The organism is Flavobacterium piscis (assembly GCF_001686925.1).
Lineage (GTDB): Bacteria > Bacteroidota > Bacteroidia > Flavobacteriales > Flavobacteriaceae > Flavobacterium > Flavobacterium piscis.
The window spans coordinates 1-18202 of the sequence record NZ_LVEN01000046.1 but is presented as its reverse complement, the minus strand read 5'-3'; the positions used below and the strand labels follow the sequence as shown (position 1 = coordinate 18202).

Genomic DNA, 18202 nt, shown 5'->3' with positions numbered 1-18202 from the left:
GATTTAACGGATTCACTTCGTGAAAACGCGGATAAAAACAGATTTTTTATTGTGTTTTTTTTCGTCAGGCTGAGCGCAGCCGAAGTCTTCGCAACAATTATAAAACTTGTCTTTCTGCGATTGCGTTTTAACAATTTAGATTCTTTTAATTTTAAATTTTGTTATGTGATCGCAAATGTCACATTTTACAAAACTATTATCATCAACAAACATATTTATTTCAATTTCATAATCACAAACAGGACAATTGTAAATTACATCTATGACTTTGATAGGTGAATTAAGTACAGTTGGGATTTCTAAGATTGAATATTCTATCATGTTTTTTAACCTATTGACATTTTTGCAGACTCTTTCCAAAGATAATTAGGCATTGGCTCATTTAGCTCCCATTTTATATTCATAGGTTTCGAACCTTCAGTTTCTTTAAAAATACCTTCGCCAATAAAAACATATCCAAGTGTATTTCCATTTTCATCTTTTCCTTTTTCTCTAATAAAAAGTAATATTTTTTTATTGCTTTCAATATGTCTTATGTATGAAACTCCTTTGCTTGTTTCTGGTCCATAAGCATTATGTGATTGCCAATGAAATAATGTTTCACTTATGGCATAATCCTCATACATAGTTGTTGGCGAAAAGTTCTCTTCGGATTTAATCAAATTAATAAAAAGTATTTCTGTGTTTAAGCTCTTATTTTCTGCTGCACCTTCTCGATTAGATGATTTTTTATCGAATGTACTTAAACGGAAAGCTGCTAGTATTTGATCTCTCGTATATCGAGCGTGTAATTTTAATGGTTGTTCATAAGGTAATTGAATATCAATTTCTTTAAAACCAATTTTATCAATTAATATTTCTAAAACTTCGATAATTTCATTAACAAGAGTTTTATTTTTTCCTATTTGAATTATACTTTTTTCTAAAGAATCGAATCCTCCAGCATTTTGCCATACATCATAATGTAGCATTAATAACATGGTTTTTTGGTTTTCATCGAAATCATCAATTCTAATATTGAAACCTTGTTTTGCGATCGTTAAAATGAAATTAAAATAACTTGTTGAGTTGGTAGAAAGCCATTTGTTGCTTATTGCAGAGTAAATTTGTTTTTCATTTATGTTTTCAAAATCATCAGTTATTCCTGCTCGTTGACATAATCTTGACCAGCTATCTTTTTTGTAAATAGTTTCAATGGGAATATGATACAATTCAATGAAATTATTTAAAGTTAACGGTAAATTTGTTTGATGTTGAAAATTTATAATTTTAGTAATTATTTGATTTACATTTAAGGATGTAGCTTTTTTAATATTTTCAAGAATTGTTTCTTTTGTTTTCTTCTCCAAAACAATGGAACAGCCTAAAGGAAGATGAGGGAAATCATCTTCAATTTCTTTTTGAACGGAAGTTGTTGTTTTACCAATTAATGCTCTGAATTTACTTTCAAAATCATATTCAGGTCTTGAGTTTCCAACAAAATCTAAGACAGTCAAACAATCCTTTCCTTCTGCCAAACGTAAACCGCGACCTAATTGCTGAAGAAAAACGGTTAAACTTTCGGTTGGTCTTAAAAATAAAACGGTATCAATTTCAGGAATATCCACACCCTCATTGAAAATGTCAACTACAAATAAATAATTGAATTCTTTTTTCTTGAATTCTTCTCGAATTCTGTCTCTTTCGCTTGCATTTTTAGATGTTAAGTAATTTGCTTTTAATCCTGCCAAATTAAATTTTTCAGTCATAAAAATAGCATGTTCAACAGTTACACAAAAACCGATTGCACGAATGTCATTTATATCATTAAGATATTTATTAAGATTTGTAATTATCTCCCCAACACGAATATTGTTTTTAGTATATAATGCTGTTAGTTCGCTTGCAACATATTTACCCTTTTCCCATTTTACATTTGTCAAATCAATACTATCAGTAATTCCAAAATATTGAAAAGGACTTAACAGTTTTTTATTTAATGCTTCAGGAAGTCTTATTTCTGCTGCAATACGATTACAGAAATCATCTAGAATATTTTCATTATCCATTCTTTCTGGAGTTGCCGTTAATCCTAATAAAACTTTAGGTTTAAAATAATTTAGAAAAGGTCTGTAACTTGAAGCTGATCCGTGATGTGCTTCATCAAGAATAATAAAGTCGTAGTATTCTGGAGAAAGTTTTAAATCTTTTAATCTATTGTTTAAAGTTTGTACTGATACAAAAAGATATTCATTAGAATTGGGCTCAATTCCGTCAACCCATAAATCACCAAAGTTGTTATCTTTTAAAACTCCTTGAAAAGTTGCTTTTGCTTGTTGTAGAATTTCTTTTCTATGTGCTACGAAAAGCAATTTAGAGGATTTATTATTGGTCCTGAAATTCTTGTAGTCAAATGCAGAAATTACAGTTTTCCCCGTTCCAGTAGCAGCTACCAAAAGATTTCTATATCGATTATGAACCGTTCTTTCAACTTCTAGTTTTTCAAGAATTTCCTTTTGATAAGGAAAAGGTTTGATGTCAAAATAAGCTGTAGTAAAAGTATATTCTTTTGAAAATCTTCCTTGTTTAAGAGCATCAACTAATTTTTCAGAATGAATACTTTCATCATATAATTCAAAGTCTGCATTTTGCCAATACGCCTCAAATGTTTTTTTAAATTTATCAATAATATGTCCAACTTCTTTAGTCGTAACTTTTAAATTCCATTCTAGTCCATCAGTTAAAGCTGAACGGGAAAAATTTGAAGAACCAATATAGCCAGTATGAAATCCTGTATTTCTTTGAAATAAATAAGCTTTTGCATGTAAACGCTCATTTCCTGTATTATATGAAACCTTTACTTCTGTGTTTTCTAATGACGCCAAGAATTCAACAGCTTTAGAATCTGTTGCGCCAATATATGTAGTTGTAATGACTCTCAGTTTTCCTCCTCTTTCTGTAAATTCTCTTAATTCACGTTCAAGAATTCGAATACCTTTCCATTTAATAAAAGAAACTAATAAATCAATTTTATTTGAAGATAATATCTCTTTTCGTAATTCACTTTCTAAAGTTGTTCCTGCATTTCCTCCAGTAAAAAGCTCGCTATGAATTAGTCTAGTGTAAGGTGTAATTTCTTTTAAATGTAGATCTAAGTCTTTAAAATGAGCATCGACTTTTGTGAAAACAGCGTTCAATATTTTTCCTTCTGTTTCAATTAAATCGCCTTCAAACTCTTCGTTTTTTAATTCATCTCTTAATAGTTGAATTATCTTATTCGAAATTTTTATTTGATTATCTATTAAATCAATTTCCTTTTGTTTAGGTAAATTTTCTAATGCATATTTGATGACTTTGCCAATATGCTGTGATAATAATTGAGATGCTTCGGCTTTGTCTATTGAAGTCTTTTTTATTTGAAATATATCTTTATCTAATTCGTTTATTTTGTAGTTTATTAGCTTGGTAACTAATTCTTCATATAATCCTTGGTTCATATTTCAAGTTTTAAAAATTCTTCAACGATTGGTAAATCTGCTTCTGCCCAATCAAGGTTTAATAATTGTGATCTTTCTAGTAATCTGTAATCTTTATGTTCTGCTAGTTTGATTTCACCTGAAATATATTGAACTAGGAAAGGAATTAAATTGATTTTGAAAGTACCGTAATCATGAATGTTATTTGATAATTTTTGCAACACCTCAATATTGATATTTATTTCTTCTTTAATTTCTCTTTTGATACATTCTATTTCACTTTCATTAATTTCTAATTTACCGCCAGGAAATTCCCATTTTAAAGGTAATTTCATTTTTTCATTTCTTTGCGCAACGAGAATTTTTTTATCCTTTAAAATAATTGCACAAGTAACATTTATGATTTTAGACATTTTTAATAATGCGGTAAATGATTTATAAATAATAATTTGATAACGAAGTTTAATATTAGTGAAATATAATCACATTAACTATTCTTATTAATTTTTAGGAATAAGATTTTCAGGATAAGCAATATTAAAATAATTTTCAAAAGCTTTACAAAGTAATTCTTTATCTACTTCAAATAATTCGTTCCTAATATCCCAATCTTTAATATTCTCTTCGTCTTGCTCGCAAATCTCTTCACCCACAAGTTTTCTAGTTAATATATCGCTTAGTAAAACATTATCACAGTGATAATATTTTGGATAATATTTCTCAATGAATGCCCAATAATCAAATTTATCGTCATCTTCTTTTTCTTCTTTGCTATCTTTCTCTTCGTATTCTTTAATTACTTCGAATTCTAACCAGCCCATTGCTTCACCAAGTCCTTTGTAAAATGCATTTCTTTCTACCCAAGTTTCGAAAGTATACTTTTTTAAGTTGATGATTTTTTCAAAGTCATTTAAAGGTTCATTATTATGAAATTTCCTTACTGGATCCTTTCCGAAAATTATTTCTGCTAAATATTTCATTTCTTAATAATGGATTTTGGTACTAAAAATATTTTAAAATATGCTTAATTCAAATGTAGTTTTTAGTCGATAATTGAGCCGCTTACAATTGGCCTCGTTAATAATATTTAAAAATTACTATTATTTTAGTTTTAAATTTTTCCATAAAAAACGCCAATCATTTCTAACTGGCGTTAATTTATATTTATAAACTTCTTATGAAAACAAAAGCCCTAGCCCTGATGGGAGCGGCATCCTTTTGTGGCGGGGTTCGCCACAAAAGATATAGTGGACAGCAGGAAATAGCTCCTGAAAATTGAAATTACAATATTTTTAAATTACAAATTACAAGTTGAAAAAGCTCTTCGACTTCGCTCAGAGTGACAAATCTTTGGCGAGTTTCTAGTGTGATTGCTTTCGCCGAGGCGAACAGGTCTTTCCTCAAGAATGACAAGATTGAGATGAGTTTGTGTTTTATTATGTGGTAAAATCATTTTTCTTTATCCTTCTTCCCCCATTTAATTTTCATTTTTCCTTCGTCATCCAGAGCAATTAGATGCAGGACAATTCCGCGGTCGCGAACGGCGTCACGTTCGGCTTTGGTGGCGAGTTTGATGTCGTTTTTGGAGTTTCGGAGCGGGATGGTGAGGGCGAGATTGGTGCCTCGGCCAAAGGAATAAATACCTTCGGCATCGAGGTTTAAGACGCTGGAACTAATGGTGAAATTATTGACATCGATTTGTTCTCCGCGCAATTTTAGAGTACCGGATAAATCGCTAAACGTAATATTCTCGACATCGCGGAACGGAAAAGCAAACTTGCCAATTTTTACGATAGGGTCGAAATTGACCAAAGCGCCCTGATTGACATTGAAAGTCAGATTTCCGTGCATAGAATTGGTGATCAACTCGCCGTTGCTGTTGATAAATCCGGTAACATTGGCCTCGCTGCTGAGTTTTCCTTTGATGTTATTGGGACTAAAAGATTTCACTCCGAAGTTATTAAACGAACGTAAAAAACTCGCAATATCAACACGGTTTACCTGTGCGTTAGAGCTAAAAGCAAAGTTTTTTCCGCTGGGTTGTACTTCGCTGTTAAACGTAATACTTCCACCAGAAGTTTGCAGCGAACCGTTTTTAATCACCAATCTCGAATCGATCATTTGTACGGTTGCGATTGTGTTGGTCGCAGTTAGTTTGTTGTAACTAATTTTATCGGCTTTGATGTCGATTACTACAGCGCATTTGTCGATTGCGGTTCGTATCTGGTTCGAAATTGTGGTTCTTTTATGGGTTTTCGCCGTGGCTTTTGTTTTTTGCGAAGTGGCTAAAACGCCCAGAAATTGTTTCAGATCAATATATGGAGAATAGATTTTCCAGTTTACAATCATTTTTTCGGGCGCATCGTAATAAAGGTTCAGGAAATTGTCGATTTTGCCTTCGATTAAAATTGTGTTTTTAAGATGTTTGTATGTGATTTGTTTGATAAGCAATGCTTTCTCGGTAAAATCAAGGTGAATATTGGTTTTTACGGCATGAACATTTTTTGGGATATAATGAAATGAGGCATCATCAACATCTATTTTGCCAATAAAACGCGGTTTTGTAATGTACAAATCGACGATATCAAACTGAAATTTCAGGTTGGCTTTTGCATGTCCGGCTGAAAACTGAATCCATTTGTCGTTGCTGATTTGGTTGAGTCTTTCTACATCAAAATCAGAACTTACGTTTCCGGTTGCCAATGGTTTTTCGAGATTGTTAATCGCCAACTGCGGAATCGTAAGTGGAATATTCTCGTATTCGCCCACAAATCTGGTCAGAATAATAGCCGAATTGGCGTCGTTGTAACCGTCTTTTGGTTTAAAATTATTGGTAAAAATCCCTTTAAAGTTGCATTTTTTAATTAATCCGTCGGGAATACTCAATTCGTTGTCTTTTATAATGGCCTGAACGACAATTCGTGGATCTCCTTCGGCATTAAAATCGCCTTTTATATCGCAATTTACGTCGATGGGTTGACTCAGATTAAAGCGATTTAATTTAGAACTAATATTTCCGGACAATAAATTCGATGCATTTTGCCATAAAATCGAAGTCCCAATATTGATTCCGAAAAGGGCATTTCCTTTGGCAAGATTAAAAAATGCGGTAATATCAAAAGAATCTGTTCCTATTTTTAGACCTCGGGTTAAGACATCAATTCGTTCTTTTTCGGCAGAATACGCAACATTAAAAGTTCCTTTGAGTTCTTTTTCTTTGGCAAAACTTCCGTGTACGGTATTAAAGGCTAAACTCTTTATTTGAGTATCCAGAAATACATCGGTTTGCCAATTGTCGCCATCAAAATCTACTTTTGTTTTTAAACTGGCAACATCAAAATCAAACAATTTATGCCCAAGCCTATTGTCCAGAATAAAGTGAACATCGTTGAGGTCGATTTGGTCAATGGTAGTTTCGCGATCTGATTTATTTTCGGGCGATTTTTTCTTTTTAGGTTTAAAGATATCGGCGTTCGAATAGCCATCTTCGGCTTTATAAACATAAATATCCGCGTCGTTGATGAGAATTTTATGAATATTGATTTCGTTTTGCAGTAAACTCCAAACGTTCAAACGTGCCTCTACTTCGGTAGCTTTTAGTAAAGTATGTTTGTGCGTTGCCCATTGATTGTCTTTGAGTTCGACATCTTTTAAGGCCAGGGTAAAATTGGGGAAACCGGTTAAAAACTTATAATGAAAATCGCCAACATGAAATTTTCCGTTGATGTTTTCATTGATTTTTGTATTGATCTTGGCGATGATTTCGGTTTTATTTTGATTAAAATAAATTGACAATCCACCACAAGCAATCAATAACAATGCGATAAGTCCTAAAATAAAAAAGCCAAAACGCTTGGCATATTTCTTAAAACGAGCCGATTGAAAAAATGTTTTTATGTGCTGTAAGGTTTCTGCCATCGCGAATAATTTTCTGTATCATTAAAGATAAGGTAAAAAACCGACGTTATGTTAAAAAGATAACACAACAACAATGCGTAAGTTAAAACTTATGATTTATGAACATGGGAATGATATAATAAATGACAATGCATTTATAATTAAAACTAATTTAAGAATGGTGTTTGATTAGTATTTAATTTTTAAATTTGTACTCTAGTTTGAAACGAAACAATTCAGACAATAATTTTAAAAGATAAGAAATTATGGCATTAGCAATAACAGATGCTACTTTTGATGAAGTAGTTTTGAAATCAGATAAACCAGTAATGGTAGATTTTTGGGCAGCATGGTGCGGTCCTTGTAGAATGGTTGGTCCAATCATTGACCAAATCAGTGAAGAATATGCAGGTAAAGTAGTTGTTGGTAAAGTCGATGTAGATGCTAACCAGGAATTCGCTGCAAAATATGGTGTGCGTAACATACCTACCGTTTTGGTTTTTCATAACGGTGAAGTAGTAGGAAAACAAGTAGGAGTTGCTCCGAAACAAACCTACGCAGATAGTTTAGACGCTTTGTTGTAATCGTAAGATTATGATTTATATAAAAAAGGTTTGGCGAAAGTCAAGCCTTTTTTATTTGTGTTTTTTTGCCACAGATTAACACAGATTCAAATGATTTTTTTGCCACTAATTACGCTAATTTTTACTAATTATTTTTCTCACGCAGATTTTGCAGATCAAGCAGATAAAAGTGATTTAAATTAATCCGCAAAATCTGCGTGAGTATATAATATAAAGTAAAGCAAAGAATCATTTCAATCCTTTAATCTGTGGCTAACTTTTTAAGCAGCATCAAAATAAATAATTGGTGAAAATTAGTGCAATTCGTGGCAAACCTTAATTAGAACAAACTTTAATCGTAAACGTAGTTCCTGAATCCGGTTTTGAGCTTACTTCGATTTTGCAATTGATTGCGGTTGCCAAATCCCTTATTAAATGCAATCCTAAACCAGATTTGATACCTATAACTTCTGAGTCGTCGTATAAAGCTTTAAATTTTTCCTGAGTTCCGCCAATGCCATTGTCTGTGATAGAGAGATAAATTTGGTTGTTTTCCTGCCAGGCTTTCCAGATTATTTTTCTGTTTTCTGTTTTTTCTAAGGCTTTTATGGCGTTTCCGGTAAGGTTTCTAATAATGGTTTTAAGGTAGTTCTCATCGGTATTTAAGATGATATTGTTTTGATCTTCAAATAATATCACGATCTTTTCTACACCCGAAAAATGATTTTGCATTTCTTCGAATACAACAGCTACGGAAACTTCTTTAAAATGGGGCTTGAAATTTTCCATTTGGCCTTTGCTCCACAATAAAATATCTTCCATGGACGATAATAAATTCTCGGCTCCGGTTATCACTTTGGTTTGCATTCTTAACGCTGTGGCTTCATCAATGAGTTCCGGACTTTCTTTTTGAAGATGTAGAAAGTGAATTAAATTCGAAACCGGACTTCGTAAATCGTGGTTTAAAATACTAAAGAAACGCGCTTTTATTTTATTGGCTTCGTCCAGTTCCTGATTCAAAAGCTGTAATTTCTCATTGGTTTTTTTACGGTTCTGACTTTGTTTGAATAATAATATTAGGATGATTCCAACCAAAATTAATCCTGAAATTAAATAAACTCTTTGTTTTTGCGCATCAGCAATCTGAATGTTTTTTAGTTTGTTTTGTGTCGAAAGATTTTTGATTTCCTGCCCTTTGGTTTTATTTTGATAACGTGCTTCGGCATTGGCAATATTTTGTTTCGCCGATTCCTGCATCATTTCATCATTGTGTTTGGTGTAGATTTCGTTGTAATAAAACGCCTCTTTCCAAAGCCCCAATGCGGCATAACTTTGTGATAGTTTTTTATTGATATTTACAAAAGATTCTTTGTCGTAAGTCAAAGCATTTTTAGAAGCATTTTTCAGGATTTCGATTGCTTTTTTATATTCTCCTTTTTCATATAAAACCCTTCCCATTACAGCATTGGCTTCCATAATAATATCCTGATCATTCGATTTTTTTCCTAGTAAAACAGCTTTTTTAGCATAACTAAATGCGGTGTTGGTTTGGCCTTCATTGGCATAATATTCAGATACGCTTCGGTTAGCAAAACTTAGATTAAGAAATAAAGAATCTTTTTTGGAAGGATACGTATATATTAAGGTGTAATATTTTTGAATGCTATCCGGATTTTTTAAAGGAACAAAACATTGCAGATAATAGTTGCAGGAAAAAGCACTGATATAAGGTGACGTTTTGATATAAGGCCGGGCATAATTTAAATATTCAATCGCCTTATTAAATTGTTTCATCTTGGTATAAGCAGCCGCAATCTGACTGTACGAAACACCAATTGTTTCATCATTGGCTATCGTTTTTTTGAGCTGTTTTTTGTAATTAATCGCTTTTAGCTGATAATCAATAAAGGTTTCATATTGGGCATTATCAAGGTAATATTCGCCAAGACTTCCGTAGAGAACAGATTTTGTATACGTACTTTTTGTAGTGTCAAGAACTTGTTTGATGTAGGTTATTAATTCTTTTCTTTTGGATGTTTCATTCAGCGCATAATAAGCATAATTAAGGCGCATTAAAATAGAAGTTTCATTTTTAAGATGCCTCGCCTTTTGTGCATATTGTAAGGCAATTTCATAATTTACTAAAGCGTTTTTTGTCTGATTATTATTGAATTCGTATGCATTACCTTTTAAAAAATAAAATCTTGATTTGTAGGCCAGCTGATTTTTAGAAAGGTCAATTCCTTTTTGTGCAACGATTAAAAGTTTAGGATAATCTTCAGCATCTAAAACTTCATTGCTATATTTTAGCCAGGCTTTTAGTTTTTCATTTGGGTTTTGATAACTTGCCAAATTAGGTTCCTGCTGTGCAAAAACAGTTAGGTTGATGAAAAACAAAAACAAGAACCTCATTTTTTTCATGAGAACAGGTTTAGGTTTTCCTTATAACTTCTGCCAACCGGAATTGAAATGTTATTGTTCAGAATAATTTCGCTTGAATTTATCTTTTGAATAAACTGTTTCTGAACCGCAAAACTTCGATGAATCCTGATGAAAGACTGAAAGTGATCTTCTTTTAACAAATTGCCAATGCTTGATAAAACGCAATGTCTTTTTTTATCGGTAATAATCAAAGTATAATCTTTTAAGGCCTCAAGATATAAAATTTCATGTAGTTTAACTTTTGTCTGTTCGTGACCTTCTTTTATATAAATCGTATCGCCGCCAATACTGGCTTCAAAAAGAGATGCTTTAAGTTTGATTTCCATAAACTCCTCGATACGACTTACGGTTTGTGCAAAGCGATCCAGTTTTAAAGGTTTTACAATAAAATCTAATGTTTCGATCTCAAAACTTTCTACGGCATGTTCAGGATGTGCGGTGATAAAAATACAAACCGGAATTTCTAAGGCCTTTTTTCTAAACTCAATTCCGTTTAAACCCGGCATATCAATATCCAAAAATAAAATGTCGACTTTTTCTTTTTCGATAAAAAGAACAGCTTCTTCAGCCGATTCAAAAACACCCAGAATATCCAGAAGCGGAAATTTTTTGGCAAACGACAATACCGTCAATCTGTCTATTTCGTCATCGTCGATAATAATACAAGTGTATTTTTTAGCCATTTTATTCGGTTTTACGTCGTCTGTCTATTTAAAATGTTGTTTGTCTATTAGTGGTTTTTCGGCACATTTTAATCCTGCAAATTTGTCTTGTAATTGAGTCATCAGATAAAAGAAACATTCTTTTACGATCATTTGATTATTGCAAAAATAATGTTATTGAATTAAATACGAATCATTTAGCCAAATTTAAAAACCAAAATTATCATGAAATTTTCAAAAACCATTTTTACCATTTTATTAGTTGCCATTGCTACCATTTCATGCAGCAGTGATGACGGGACCGACGGAGTAAACGGAGTTGACGGACAAGCAGGTCCGGCGGGAGCAGCAGGAACAGCAAATGTTATTTATAGTGCGTGGCTAACAGCTCCAACGGCAGTTGCAGAGATAATAGACGGAACTTCAGGAATGTCTACATCGATTAATGCACCACAACTATCAGAAGATATTCTGTCAAAAGGAACCATATTGGTTTATGTGTCTTTTGGCTCAGGTACATATGCACTGCCTTATACATCAACAGCAGGCGGATTTGTTAATACGATTACAGCTATTTCTACAGCAAAGAAAATTAAACTTTTCAGATTCAGACACGATCAGGCCGCAACAGTAAATCTTCCAACATCACTTAGCTGGCGCTATATTTTAATTCCCGGAGGCGTTGCTGCAACAACAGGAAAAGCAGTAAAAACAGATTACACTAAAATGAGTTACGAAGAAGTGTGCGCACATTTTAATATTCAGCAATAATAATCCATCTATTCAATCCTATAAAATCACTAAAATTAATTATTATGAAAACTATAAAAACTCTTTTTACCATTTTATCAGTTGCATTATTAACCATTTCGTGCAGCAGCGATGACGATAAAGAAGAAGCTGTGAAATACAACGAAGAAAATCCTCTTGATGCTTATATGGCCGGTTCAGGATTTAGCCAGAAAGCAGTTGATGTCAAAAATTCAGGAATTTACGAGTACGGTTTTAGTTTTAAACCAACAGTAACGGGTAAAATAAATGCTTTGGTAGTAAAAATTCCAGATGTAAATGCTGCTTTAAGAATCACTTTATGGGATGCGGCTACCAAAACCGTTATAAAATCTGAAACGATAAATGTACCAACCGCAAATGTTACCGTAGAAAAAGCAATTACACCAATCGCTCTAACAAAAGACAAAGAGTATTTCTTTACCGTAAACAGCGACGATTGGATCAACAGAACAAAAACAGACGGATCTGCTGCGACGTATCCTATTACGGCAGGAAATATAGTAATTACGGGATATGCGTATATTTCAAGTACGGCTGCGGAAACTATTTTCCCAACCAATGCACGTAATACATATTATGCCGGAGATATGACTTTTAAATTTCAGCAAACTCAATAATTTTATTTTTGGATAGTTAGAATTAGTATGTTTGGAAAAGGTCTGGCAATAGTCAGACCTTTTTTTAGAATTTAACGTAAATTTGATAACATTTTTTTAGATAATTAATCACTTTAAATATTTGAATATGAAAGCAATATGTTTATTAATCGTAATGTTGAGCACTACAATTGTTTTAGCTCAAAACAAAGAAGAAGCACTTAAAAAAATTATTGAGCAGCAGGAATTAGACTGGAACAAAAATGATATTAAATCTTTTTCTCAGGCCTTTAGTGAAGATGCTGTCTTAATCAATTTTTTAGGAATGTACTGGAAAGGGAAACAAGAAATAATAACTCAGTTTTCTCATATTAACGAATGCTGTATTAAACCAACAGCAGTAAAATTGGACTGGATAGATGCTAAATTTTTATCAGAAAATGCGGCTTATGCACATATAAAAGAAACTTTGACTGCAAAAGAAGATTATGCTGTTCCGGGAGGAGTTGTTAAAAAAGGAACTGTAAACACTAAATTTATAACGGCGTTTTTCGAAAAACAGAATAATAGCTGGAAAATTACTACTATGCAGGTAACTCAGGTAAATGCTCCACCAAGATAATTTCGAAATAACCCGTTTAAAAAATTAGCGACTCCAGATAGTCATCGGGATAAATGATTACACAGATTAAAAAAATCATTTTAATCTGTGTAATCTGTGGCAAAAAGAATTTTAATTCGTGCTCATTCGTGAAATTCGTTGCAAACTTTTTTTATTTTTACAGATCTAACATTCCTTTAAAAATGAAAATTTTCTACAGCTTTCTTTGTGTTCTCGCAATTACTGCAATTGGTTTTTCTCAATCGAAACAAAAAGAAAATATTCTTTTAGAAAACGGTGTTTCGGAACAATTGGCTATTTTTCGAAAAAAACAAGTTTCAGATGTTCGCTATGATTTGGGATTTGAAATTCCGGCTCAGAAAACCAAAGATATCAAATCAGATTTGAAACTACATTTGACTTTGTCAGATTTGAGTCAGCCCTTATATTTAGATTTTAAAGAGAAAACATCCAACATAAAATCAATTCAGGTAAACGAAAAAAGTATTGCCATTGTTCACGAAAAAGGTCATATTGTTATTGCTCCTGAAGTTTTAATTTTAGGAAAAAATACAATTGCGATTTCGTTTACAGCTGGAAATTTATCACTAAACCGAAACGATGATTTTCTCTATACATTATTAGTTCCGGATCGTGCCAGTACATTATTTCCTTGTTTGGATCAGCCAAATATCAAAGCAACTTATAAACTGAATTTAACTGTGCCTAAAGACTGGACAGTTTTGGCTGGAGCCGATGTAAAAGAGAAAGTCGAAAAAGGAGATTTTACGAGTTATACTTTTGGAGAATCAGATAAAATGAGTACGTATTTGTTTTCGTTTGTTGCCGGAAAATTTAAATCAGTAACGAAGAAACCAGGAAACCGTGAAATGACAATGTTGTATCGCGAAAACAATCCGGAAAAATTCAGAGTAAGTGCTGACACTATTTTTAATTTACACCAACAATCGTTAGACTTTTTAGAAAAATATACAAACTATCCATTTCCGTTTAAAAAGCTGGATTTTGCTTCAATTCCTGTTTTTCAATATGGCGGAATGGAACATGTTGGGGCGATTCAGTACAGAGAATCGACTTTGTTTTTAGATAACAGTTCAACCGACAGCGAGAAATTAGATCGTGCAAAACTGATTGCACATGAAACCTCTCATATGTGGTTTGGCGATTTGGTCACTATGAAATGGTTCGACGATGTCTGGATGAAAGAGGTCTTTGCCAATTTTATGGCAGATAAAATCATGAATCCAATTTTCCCGAAAGTCAATCATAATTTACAATTTTTAACAGCGCATTATCCTAACGCTTACGCGGAAGATCGTTCGTTGGGCACACATCCGATAAAACAGCATTTGGCTAATTTGAAAGATGCCGGTTCACTTTACGGAGCCATTATTTATAACAAAGCACCTATTATGATGCGACAGCTTGAAGCTTCGATGGGAAAAGAAGCTTTTCAGAAAGGAATCGAAAAATACATTAAAAAATACGCTAACGACAATGCCGACTGGAACAATCTGGTAGAAATTCTGGATGCCGAAACGCCGCTGGATATGCAAAAATGGAGTGAAGTTTGGGTAAATAAATCAGGAAGAGCCATTTTTACAGATAAAATAGAATACGATTCTCAAAACAAAATCAAAAAATTTGAAATAAGCCAGGAAGCCGAAGATAAATCAGGGAATATCTGGCCTCAGATTTTTGAGATTGGGCTGGTTTATCGCGATCAGGTAAAAGTAATCAGTGTCAATATTAAAGATCAAAACCTATCATTGAAAGAAGCAATAGGGCTTGAAAAACCGCTTAGTTTCATTTACAACTATAATGGTTTTGGTTATGGTGTTTTTCCGCTTGACGGAAATACTTTAGAATCTGTTTTGAATTTGAAAGATGAGGTAGCAAGAGCGTCAACATATATCAATATTTATGAAAATACCTTAACAGGAAATGTGGCTCCATCAAAAGCTTTTGATTGTTTTTTAAAAGGAATTCAGCAGGAAGAAAACGAATTGGTTCTAAAAACAATTACCAACCAGATAAGTAATGTGTTTTGGAAATTCCTGACAACAAAACAACAAAACAAAGCGCAGAAACAATTGGAGGATGTTTTGTACAAACGTTTACAAGCCAATTTACCAAGCAATATCAAAAAGACATTATTTAATTTATTCAGTTCGATTGCGTATTCAAATTCGGCGAAAGCCAAATTATATTTGTTATGGAATAAGGAAAAGGTAATTCAAAGCTTAAAATTAAATGAAGATGATTATACCAATATGGCAATGAATCTGGCGATATTTAAACATGCTAAAGCCGATGAAATTCTGAGTAAAGCAAGAACAGCAATCACAAACCCGGACAAACAAAAACGATTTGACTTTTTGCTCCCGTCTTTATCAAAAGACGAATTGGTTCGTGATGCTTTTGTAAAATCATTGAAAGATGATGAAAACAGAGAAAAAGAATCATGGGTTGCTGTAGGTTTGGCCAATATCAATCATCCGTTACGTCAGGAAAGTGCTCAAAAATATATTAAATTTTCATTAGATTTGATCGAAGAAATTCAGCGAACCGGAGATATTTTCTTTCCAAAAGACTGGTTGAATAATACAATTGGGAAATATTCTTCGAAATATGCTTTTGATGAAGTACAGCGATTCTTAAAAGAAAATCCTAATTTTAGTCCTATATTAAAACGAAAACTGTTGCAGGCGACAGACGGTTTATACCGCGCACAAAATATTAAAAAAGAAACCGAATGAAAATCGAATCGGAAATAGAGAAAGTATCCAGTTTTCAACACCTCGAAATGCTGGCAAATCAGGTTGTAGAAGGTTTTATATCCGGAATGCACAAGAGTCCGTTTCATGGGTTTTCGGCAGAATTTGCTGAACATAAAGTGTATAACGCAGGAGAAAGCACCAAACATATCGATTGGAAATTGTTTGCCAAAACGGACCGTTTGTATACCAAACGTTTTGAGGAAGAAACCAATTTGCGCTGCCATCTTATTGTCGATAATTCGTCGTCGATGCATTATCCGGAACTAAAATCAGGTCAGCCTTTTTATGAAAAGAAGATTGGTTTTGCGGTTTTGGCTTCGGCAGTTTTAATGAATATTTTAAAGAAACAGCGCGATGCCGTGGGTTTAAGTGTTTTCTCGGACAGTTACGAATATTATGCCCCCGAAAAAGGAAGCGATCGCCATCATAGAATGTTGCTCAATAAACTGGAGCAATTATTAGAACAGCCAAAAGTCAAAAAAACTACTGATACAATCACGTATTTGCATCAAATTGCAGAAAAAATGCACCGTCGTTCGATGATCATCATATTTACAGACATGTTTCAGTCAGAAGATGATGAAAAGCTATTTAATGCCTTGCAACACCTTAAACACAATAAACATAAGGTAGTCTTGTTTCATGTTGTGGATGATAAAACAGAGCTTAAATTTGATTTTGACAATACGCCAAGAAAGTTTATCGACTTAGAATCAGGTGAAGAAGTATCTATTTTTGCCGATAATGTAAAAGCAGAATATGAAAAGAGGGCAGAGGAGTACTTTAAAAAACTCTCTTTGACCTGTGCAAAGAACCAAATTAAATACGTTCCGGTGAATGTAGGCGATAATTTTGAAAAAATATTGACCACATATTTAGTTGAAAAACAAAACTTTGGCTAATGATTTGAAAATATATTTAATTTTTTTTAGCAAAACGCTTGCAGAAATGAAATTCTGTACTATCTTTGCAACCGCAATAACGCAGAGGTTTGGTAGTTCAGTTGGTTAGAATACATGCCTGTCACGCATGGGGTCGCGGGTTCGAGTCCCGTCCAGACCGCAATATTGGGAAAAGCCTTTCTTAACGGAAAGGCTTTTTTGCCCAAATACGGTATCTAAGATTAGTTGTGTTGTTTTGCTACGACTTTGTAACTCGTAGCTGGTTTAGTAGTTAGACCAATGAAAAGCTTTCCACTTTTGTGGATGGCTTTTTTGATTTATAGCCTTTTGGCAAATCCCCTATTTTATTTATAAATCCAATATAAGTCTCCATTTTGTATTGAATCCTTTTTAGATATAGCCTGTGGTTTCGATCACGGGGATACGCATTGTGATCCTGATTTTTTTTACTTTTAATTATACAAGGATAAAGTTCGCAAAGTTCTATATTGGCGGCTTTGTGAGTTTTCTGTTTTTAAAAGCATTCTTAGTTGAAAAAACTTTGTGCTTTATGGTAAGATGCTTACTTAGTGCTTTTTTTGTGTTCTATATAAGGGTTTTTGGTAGAGTGTGAATGGGGGTATATTTTCATTATTATATATTAAGGTAGGATGTGTTCTTAAAACACTAAATAGTTATTTTAATTTTTTCGACAGTACTAAGTTTGGTTTGATTAAATATATAAGTATGTTGTTTTTATTTCTTCTCGAGTTTTGTTTGAAATGATTTTTTATCTCGTACTATTTTGGAGTCGGTAAATAAATAGTTTTCATAAAATGGCAACCGTTAGTCGGGTTGGTGGTTTTGGTGTTTTTTAATACATATATAATAGGTAGCTAAACGGGAATCAGCTTTTAAATTTGAATTCGAATGCTGGAAGGCGGGCAAGGCAATTTAGGAAATTTGAAATTTAGTTTTAATGAGTAGTTTAATCCTGTTTCCGATGCTTTGAGGTGTTCTGGTCTTTTGGGTCTCCTGATAGCGATCTTGACCGACACAATAGGATTTCCTCTCGAAGTCTCGGGAATATCGGTGCAAGGGCAGTAGTTCTTAAGATAAACATTAAGAAGGGAGAAACCGCTTCAAAAGAAGAGGCTTTGCGTATTTGCGTCTTTGCGCGATAAAAATGAACTTTGAGTCTTCGTGGCAAGCTGATCCAGAAGGATTGATATACTTGTTGTGAAGAAGTCAGTATCCGCTCAATAAAGTTGTGAAGTCAATAAAAGTAGTAGTTGTTTAAGAACTGCTGTTACGAAAAACACATCTCAAATCAGAAAATTCCTAAAATCTATAAAAAAGACAGGTTGTTAAGTTTTGTGTTATCAGAGTGTTAAGAAAAAGTTTTAAAAAAGATGGAAAATATATAATAAAAAGGCTTGTAAATGTAAATAAAGGGTCTACTTTTGCACCCGCAACAGCGACAGACGTTCCCTGAAATACTGACAAGCATTA

Annotated in this window: 12 protein-coding genes and 1 tRNA gene; 7 read left to right on the top strand and 6 right to left on the bottom strand. The window is 33.1% G+C overall.

The window, feature by feature from the left end; translation table 11 throughout:
- Positions 1-326: 326 nt before the first annotated feature.
- From FLP_RS21185 to FLP_RS21170, 4 genes are all read right to left on the bottom strand, one after another.
- A complete protein-coding gene (locus FLP_RS21185) occupies positions 327-3476 on the bottom strand; it encodes a DUF3427 domain-containing protein (RefSeq protein ID WP_065451505.1) in 3150 nt (1049 codons plus the stop codon).
- Positions 3473-3868 carry a (deoxy)nucleoside triphosphate pyrophosphohydrolase gene (locus FLP_RS21180; RefSeq protein ID WP_317044554.1) on the bottom strand — a complete coding sequence of 132 codons (396 nt, stop codon included), beginning with the start codon at positions 3866-3868 and terminating at the stop codon, positions 3473-3475. Before FLP_RS21180 ends, FLP_RS21185 begins: the two co-directional genes overlap by 4 nt.
- Before the next feature lie 87 nt (positions 3869-3955).
- Positions 3956-4435, bottom strand: coding sequence for a hypothetical protein (locus tag FLP_RS25190; RefSeq protein WP_083195922.1), 480 nt, complete (start codon positions 4433-4435; stop codon positions 3956-3958).
- Positions 4436-4904: 469 nt separating this feature from the next.
- Positions 4905-7373, bottom strand: a complete 2469-nt coding sequence (locus FLP_RS21170) for an AsmA family protein (protein WP_065451504.1) — start codon at positions 7371-7373, stop codon at positions 4905-4907.
- 245 nt (positions 7374-7618) lie between these two features.
- Between FLP_RS21170 and trxA the strand changes: the two genes are divergently transcribed.
- The gene (gene trxA, locus FLP_RS21165) at positions 7619-7936 is read left to right on the top strand and encodes a thioredoxin (RefSeq protein ID WP_041516662.1); all 318 of its coding nucleotides are present in this window, start codon (positions 7619-7621) and stop codon (positions 7934-7936) included.
- A gap of 315 nt (positions 7937-8251) precedes the next feature.
- Here trxA and FLP_RS21160 read toward each other — a convergent pair whose 3' ends face one another.
- Positions 8252-10336 carry a tetratricopeptide repeat-containing sensor histidine kinase gene (locus FLP_RS21160; RefSeq protein WP_065451503.1) on the bottom strand — a complete coding sequence of 695 codons (2085 nt, stop codon included), beginning with the start codon at positions 10334-10336 and terminating at the stop codon, positions 8252-8254.
- Positions 10333-11040: a LytR/AlgR family response regulator transcription factor gene (locus FLP_RS21155; RefSeq protein WP_065451502.1), complete on the bottom strand. Its 708-nt coding sequence runs from the start codon at positions 11038-11040 to the stop codon at positions 10333-10335. The genes FLP_RS21160 and FLP_RS21155 overlap by 4 nt, the downstream gene beginning before the upstream one ends.
- Positions 11041-11244: 204 nt before the next feature.
- Here FLP_RS21155 and FLP_RS21150 point away from each other — a divergent pair, with 204 nt between their 5' ends.
- The 6 genes from FLP_RS21150 to FLP_RS21125 all read left to right on the top strand — a co-directional run bounded on the left by FLP_RS21150 (position 11245) and on the right by FLP_RS21125 (position 16871).
- On the top strand, positions 11245-11790 hold the full coding sequence (locus tag FLP_RS21150; RefSeq protein ID WP_065451501.1) for a hypothetical protein: 546 nt from the start codon (positions 11245-11247) through the stop codon (positions 11788-11790).
- 44 nt (positions 11791-11834) lie between these two features.
- Positions 11835-12428: a DUF4082 domain-containing protein gene (locus tag FLP_RS21145; protein ID WP_065451500.1), complete on the top strand. Its 594-nt coding sequence runs from the start codon at positions 11835-11837 to the stop codon at positions 12426-12428.
- 127 nt (positions 12429-12555) lie between these two features.
- Entirely contained in the window at positions 12556-13029 is a 474-nt protein-coding gene (locus FLP_RS21140; protein WP_083195921.1) for an SgcJ/EcaC family oxidoreductase, read from the top strand.
- A 182-nt stretch (positions 13030-13211) separates the two neighbouring features.
- Positions 13212-15788 carry a M1 family metallopeptidase gene (locus FLP_RS21135; protein WP_065451994.1) on the top strand — a complete coding sequence of 859 codons (2577 nt, stop codon included), beginning with the start codon at positions 13212-13214 and terminating at the stop codon, positions 15786-15788.
- A complete protein-coding gene (locus FLP_RS21130) occupies positions 15785-16711 on the top strand; it encodes a DUF58 domain-containing protein (protein ID WP_065451498.1) in 927 nt (308 codons plus the stop codon). Before FLP_RS21135 ends, FLP_RS21130 begins: the two co-directional genes overlap by 4 nt.
- Positions 16712-16797: 86 nt before the next feature.
- A tRNA-Asp gene (locus FLP_RS21125) sits at positions 16798-16871 on the top strand.
- The last annotated feature ends 1331 nt before the right edge of the window (positions 16872-18202 follow it).

What these genes read in the sequence shown, in the direction of transcription:
- FLP_RS21185 (WP_065451505.1), bottom strand. Translation starts at nt 3,476, where the DNA reads ATGAACCAAGGATTATATGAAGAATTAGTTACCAAGCTAATAAACTAC.
- FLP_RS21180 (WP_317044554.1), bottom strand. Translation starts at nt 3,868, where the DNA reads ATGTCTAAAATCATAAATGTTACTTGTGCAATTATTTTAAAGGATAAA.
- FLP_RS25190 (WP_083195922.1), bottom strand. Translation starts at nt 4,435, where the DNA reads ATGAAATATTTAGCAGAAATAATTTTCGGAAAGGATCCAGTAAGGAAA.
- FLP_RS21170 (WP_065451504.1), bottom strand. Translation starts at nt 7,373, where the DNA reads ATGGCAGAAACCTTACAGCACATAAAAACATTTTTTCAATCGGCTCGT.
- trxA (WP_041516662.1), top strand. Translation starts at nt 7,619, where the DNA reads ATGGCATTAGCAATAACAGATGCTACTTTTGATGAAGTAGTTTTGAAA.
- FLP_RS21160 (WP_065451503.1), bottom strand. Translation starts at nt 10,336, where the DNA reads ATGAAAAAAATGAGGTTCTTGTTTTTGTTTTTCATCAACCTAACTGTT.
- FLP_RS21155 (WP_065451502.1), bottom strand. Translation starts at nt 11,040, where the DNA reads ATGGCTAAAAAATACACTTGTATTATTATCGACGATGACGAAATAGAC.
- FLP_RS21150 (WP_065451501.1), top strand. Translation starts at nt 11,245, where the DNA reads ATGAAATTTTCAAAAACCATTTTTACCATTTTATTAGTTGCCATTGCT.
- FLP_RS21145 (WP_065451500.1), top strand. Translation starts at nt 11,835, where the DNA reads ATGAAAACTATAAAAACTCTTTTTACCATTTTATCAGTTGCATTATTA.
- FLP_RS21140 (WP_083195921.1), top strand. Translation starts at nt 12,556, where the DNA reads ATGAAAGCAATATGTTTATTAATCGTAATGTTGAGCACTACAATTGTT.
- FLP_RS21135 (WP_065451994.1), top strand. Translation starts at nt 13,212, where the DNA reads ATGAAAATTTTCTACAGCTTTCTTTGTGTTCTCGCAATTACTGCAATT.
- FLP_RS21130 (WP_065451498.1), top strand. Translation starts at nt 15,785, where the DNA reads ATGAAAATCGAATCGGAAATAGAGAAAGTATCCAGTTTTCAACACCTC.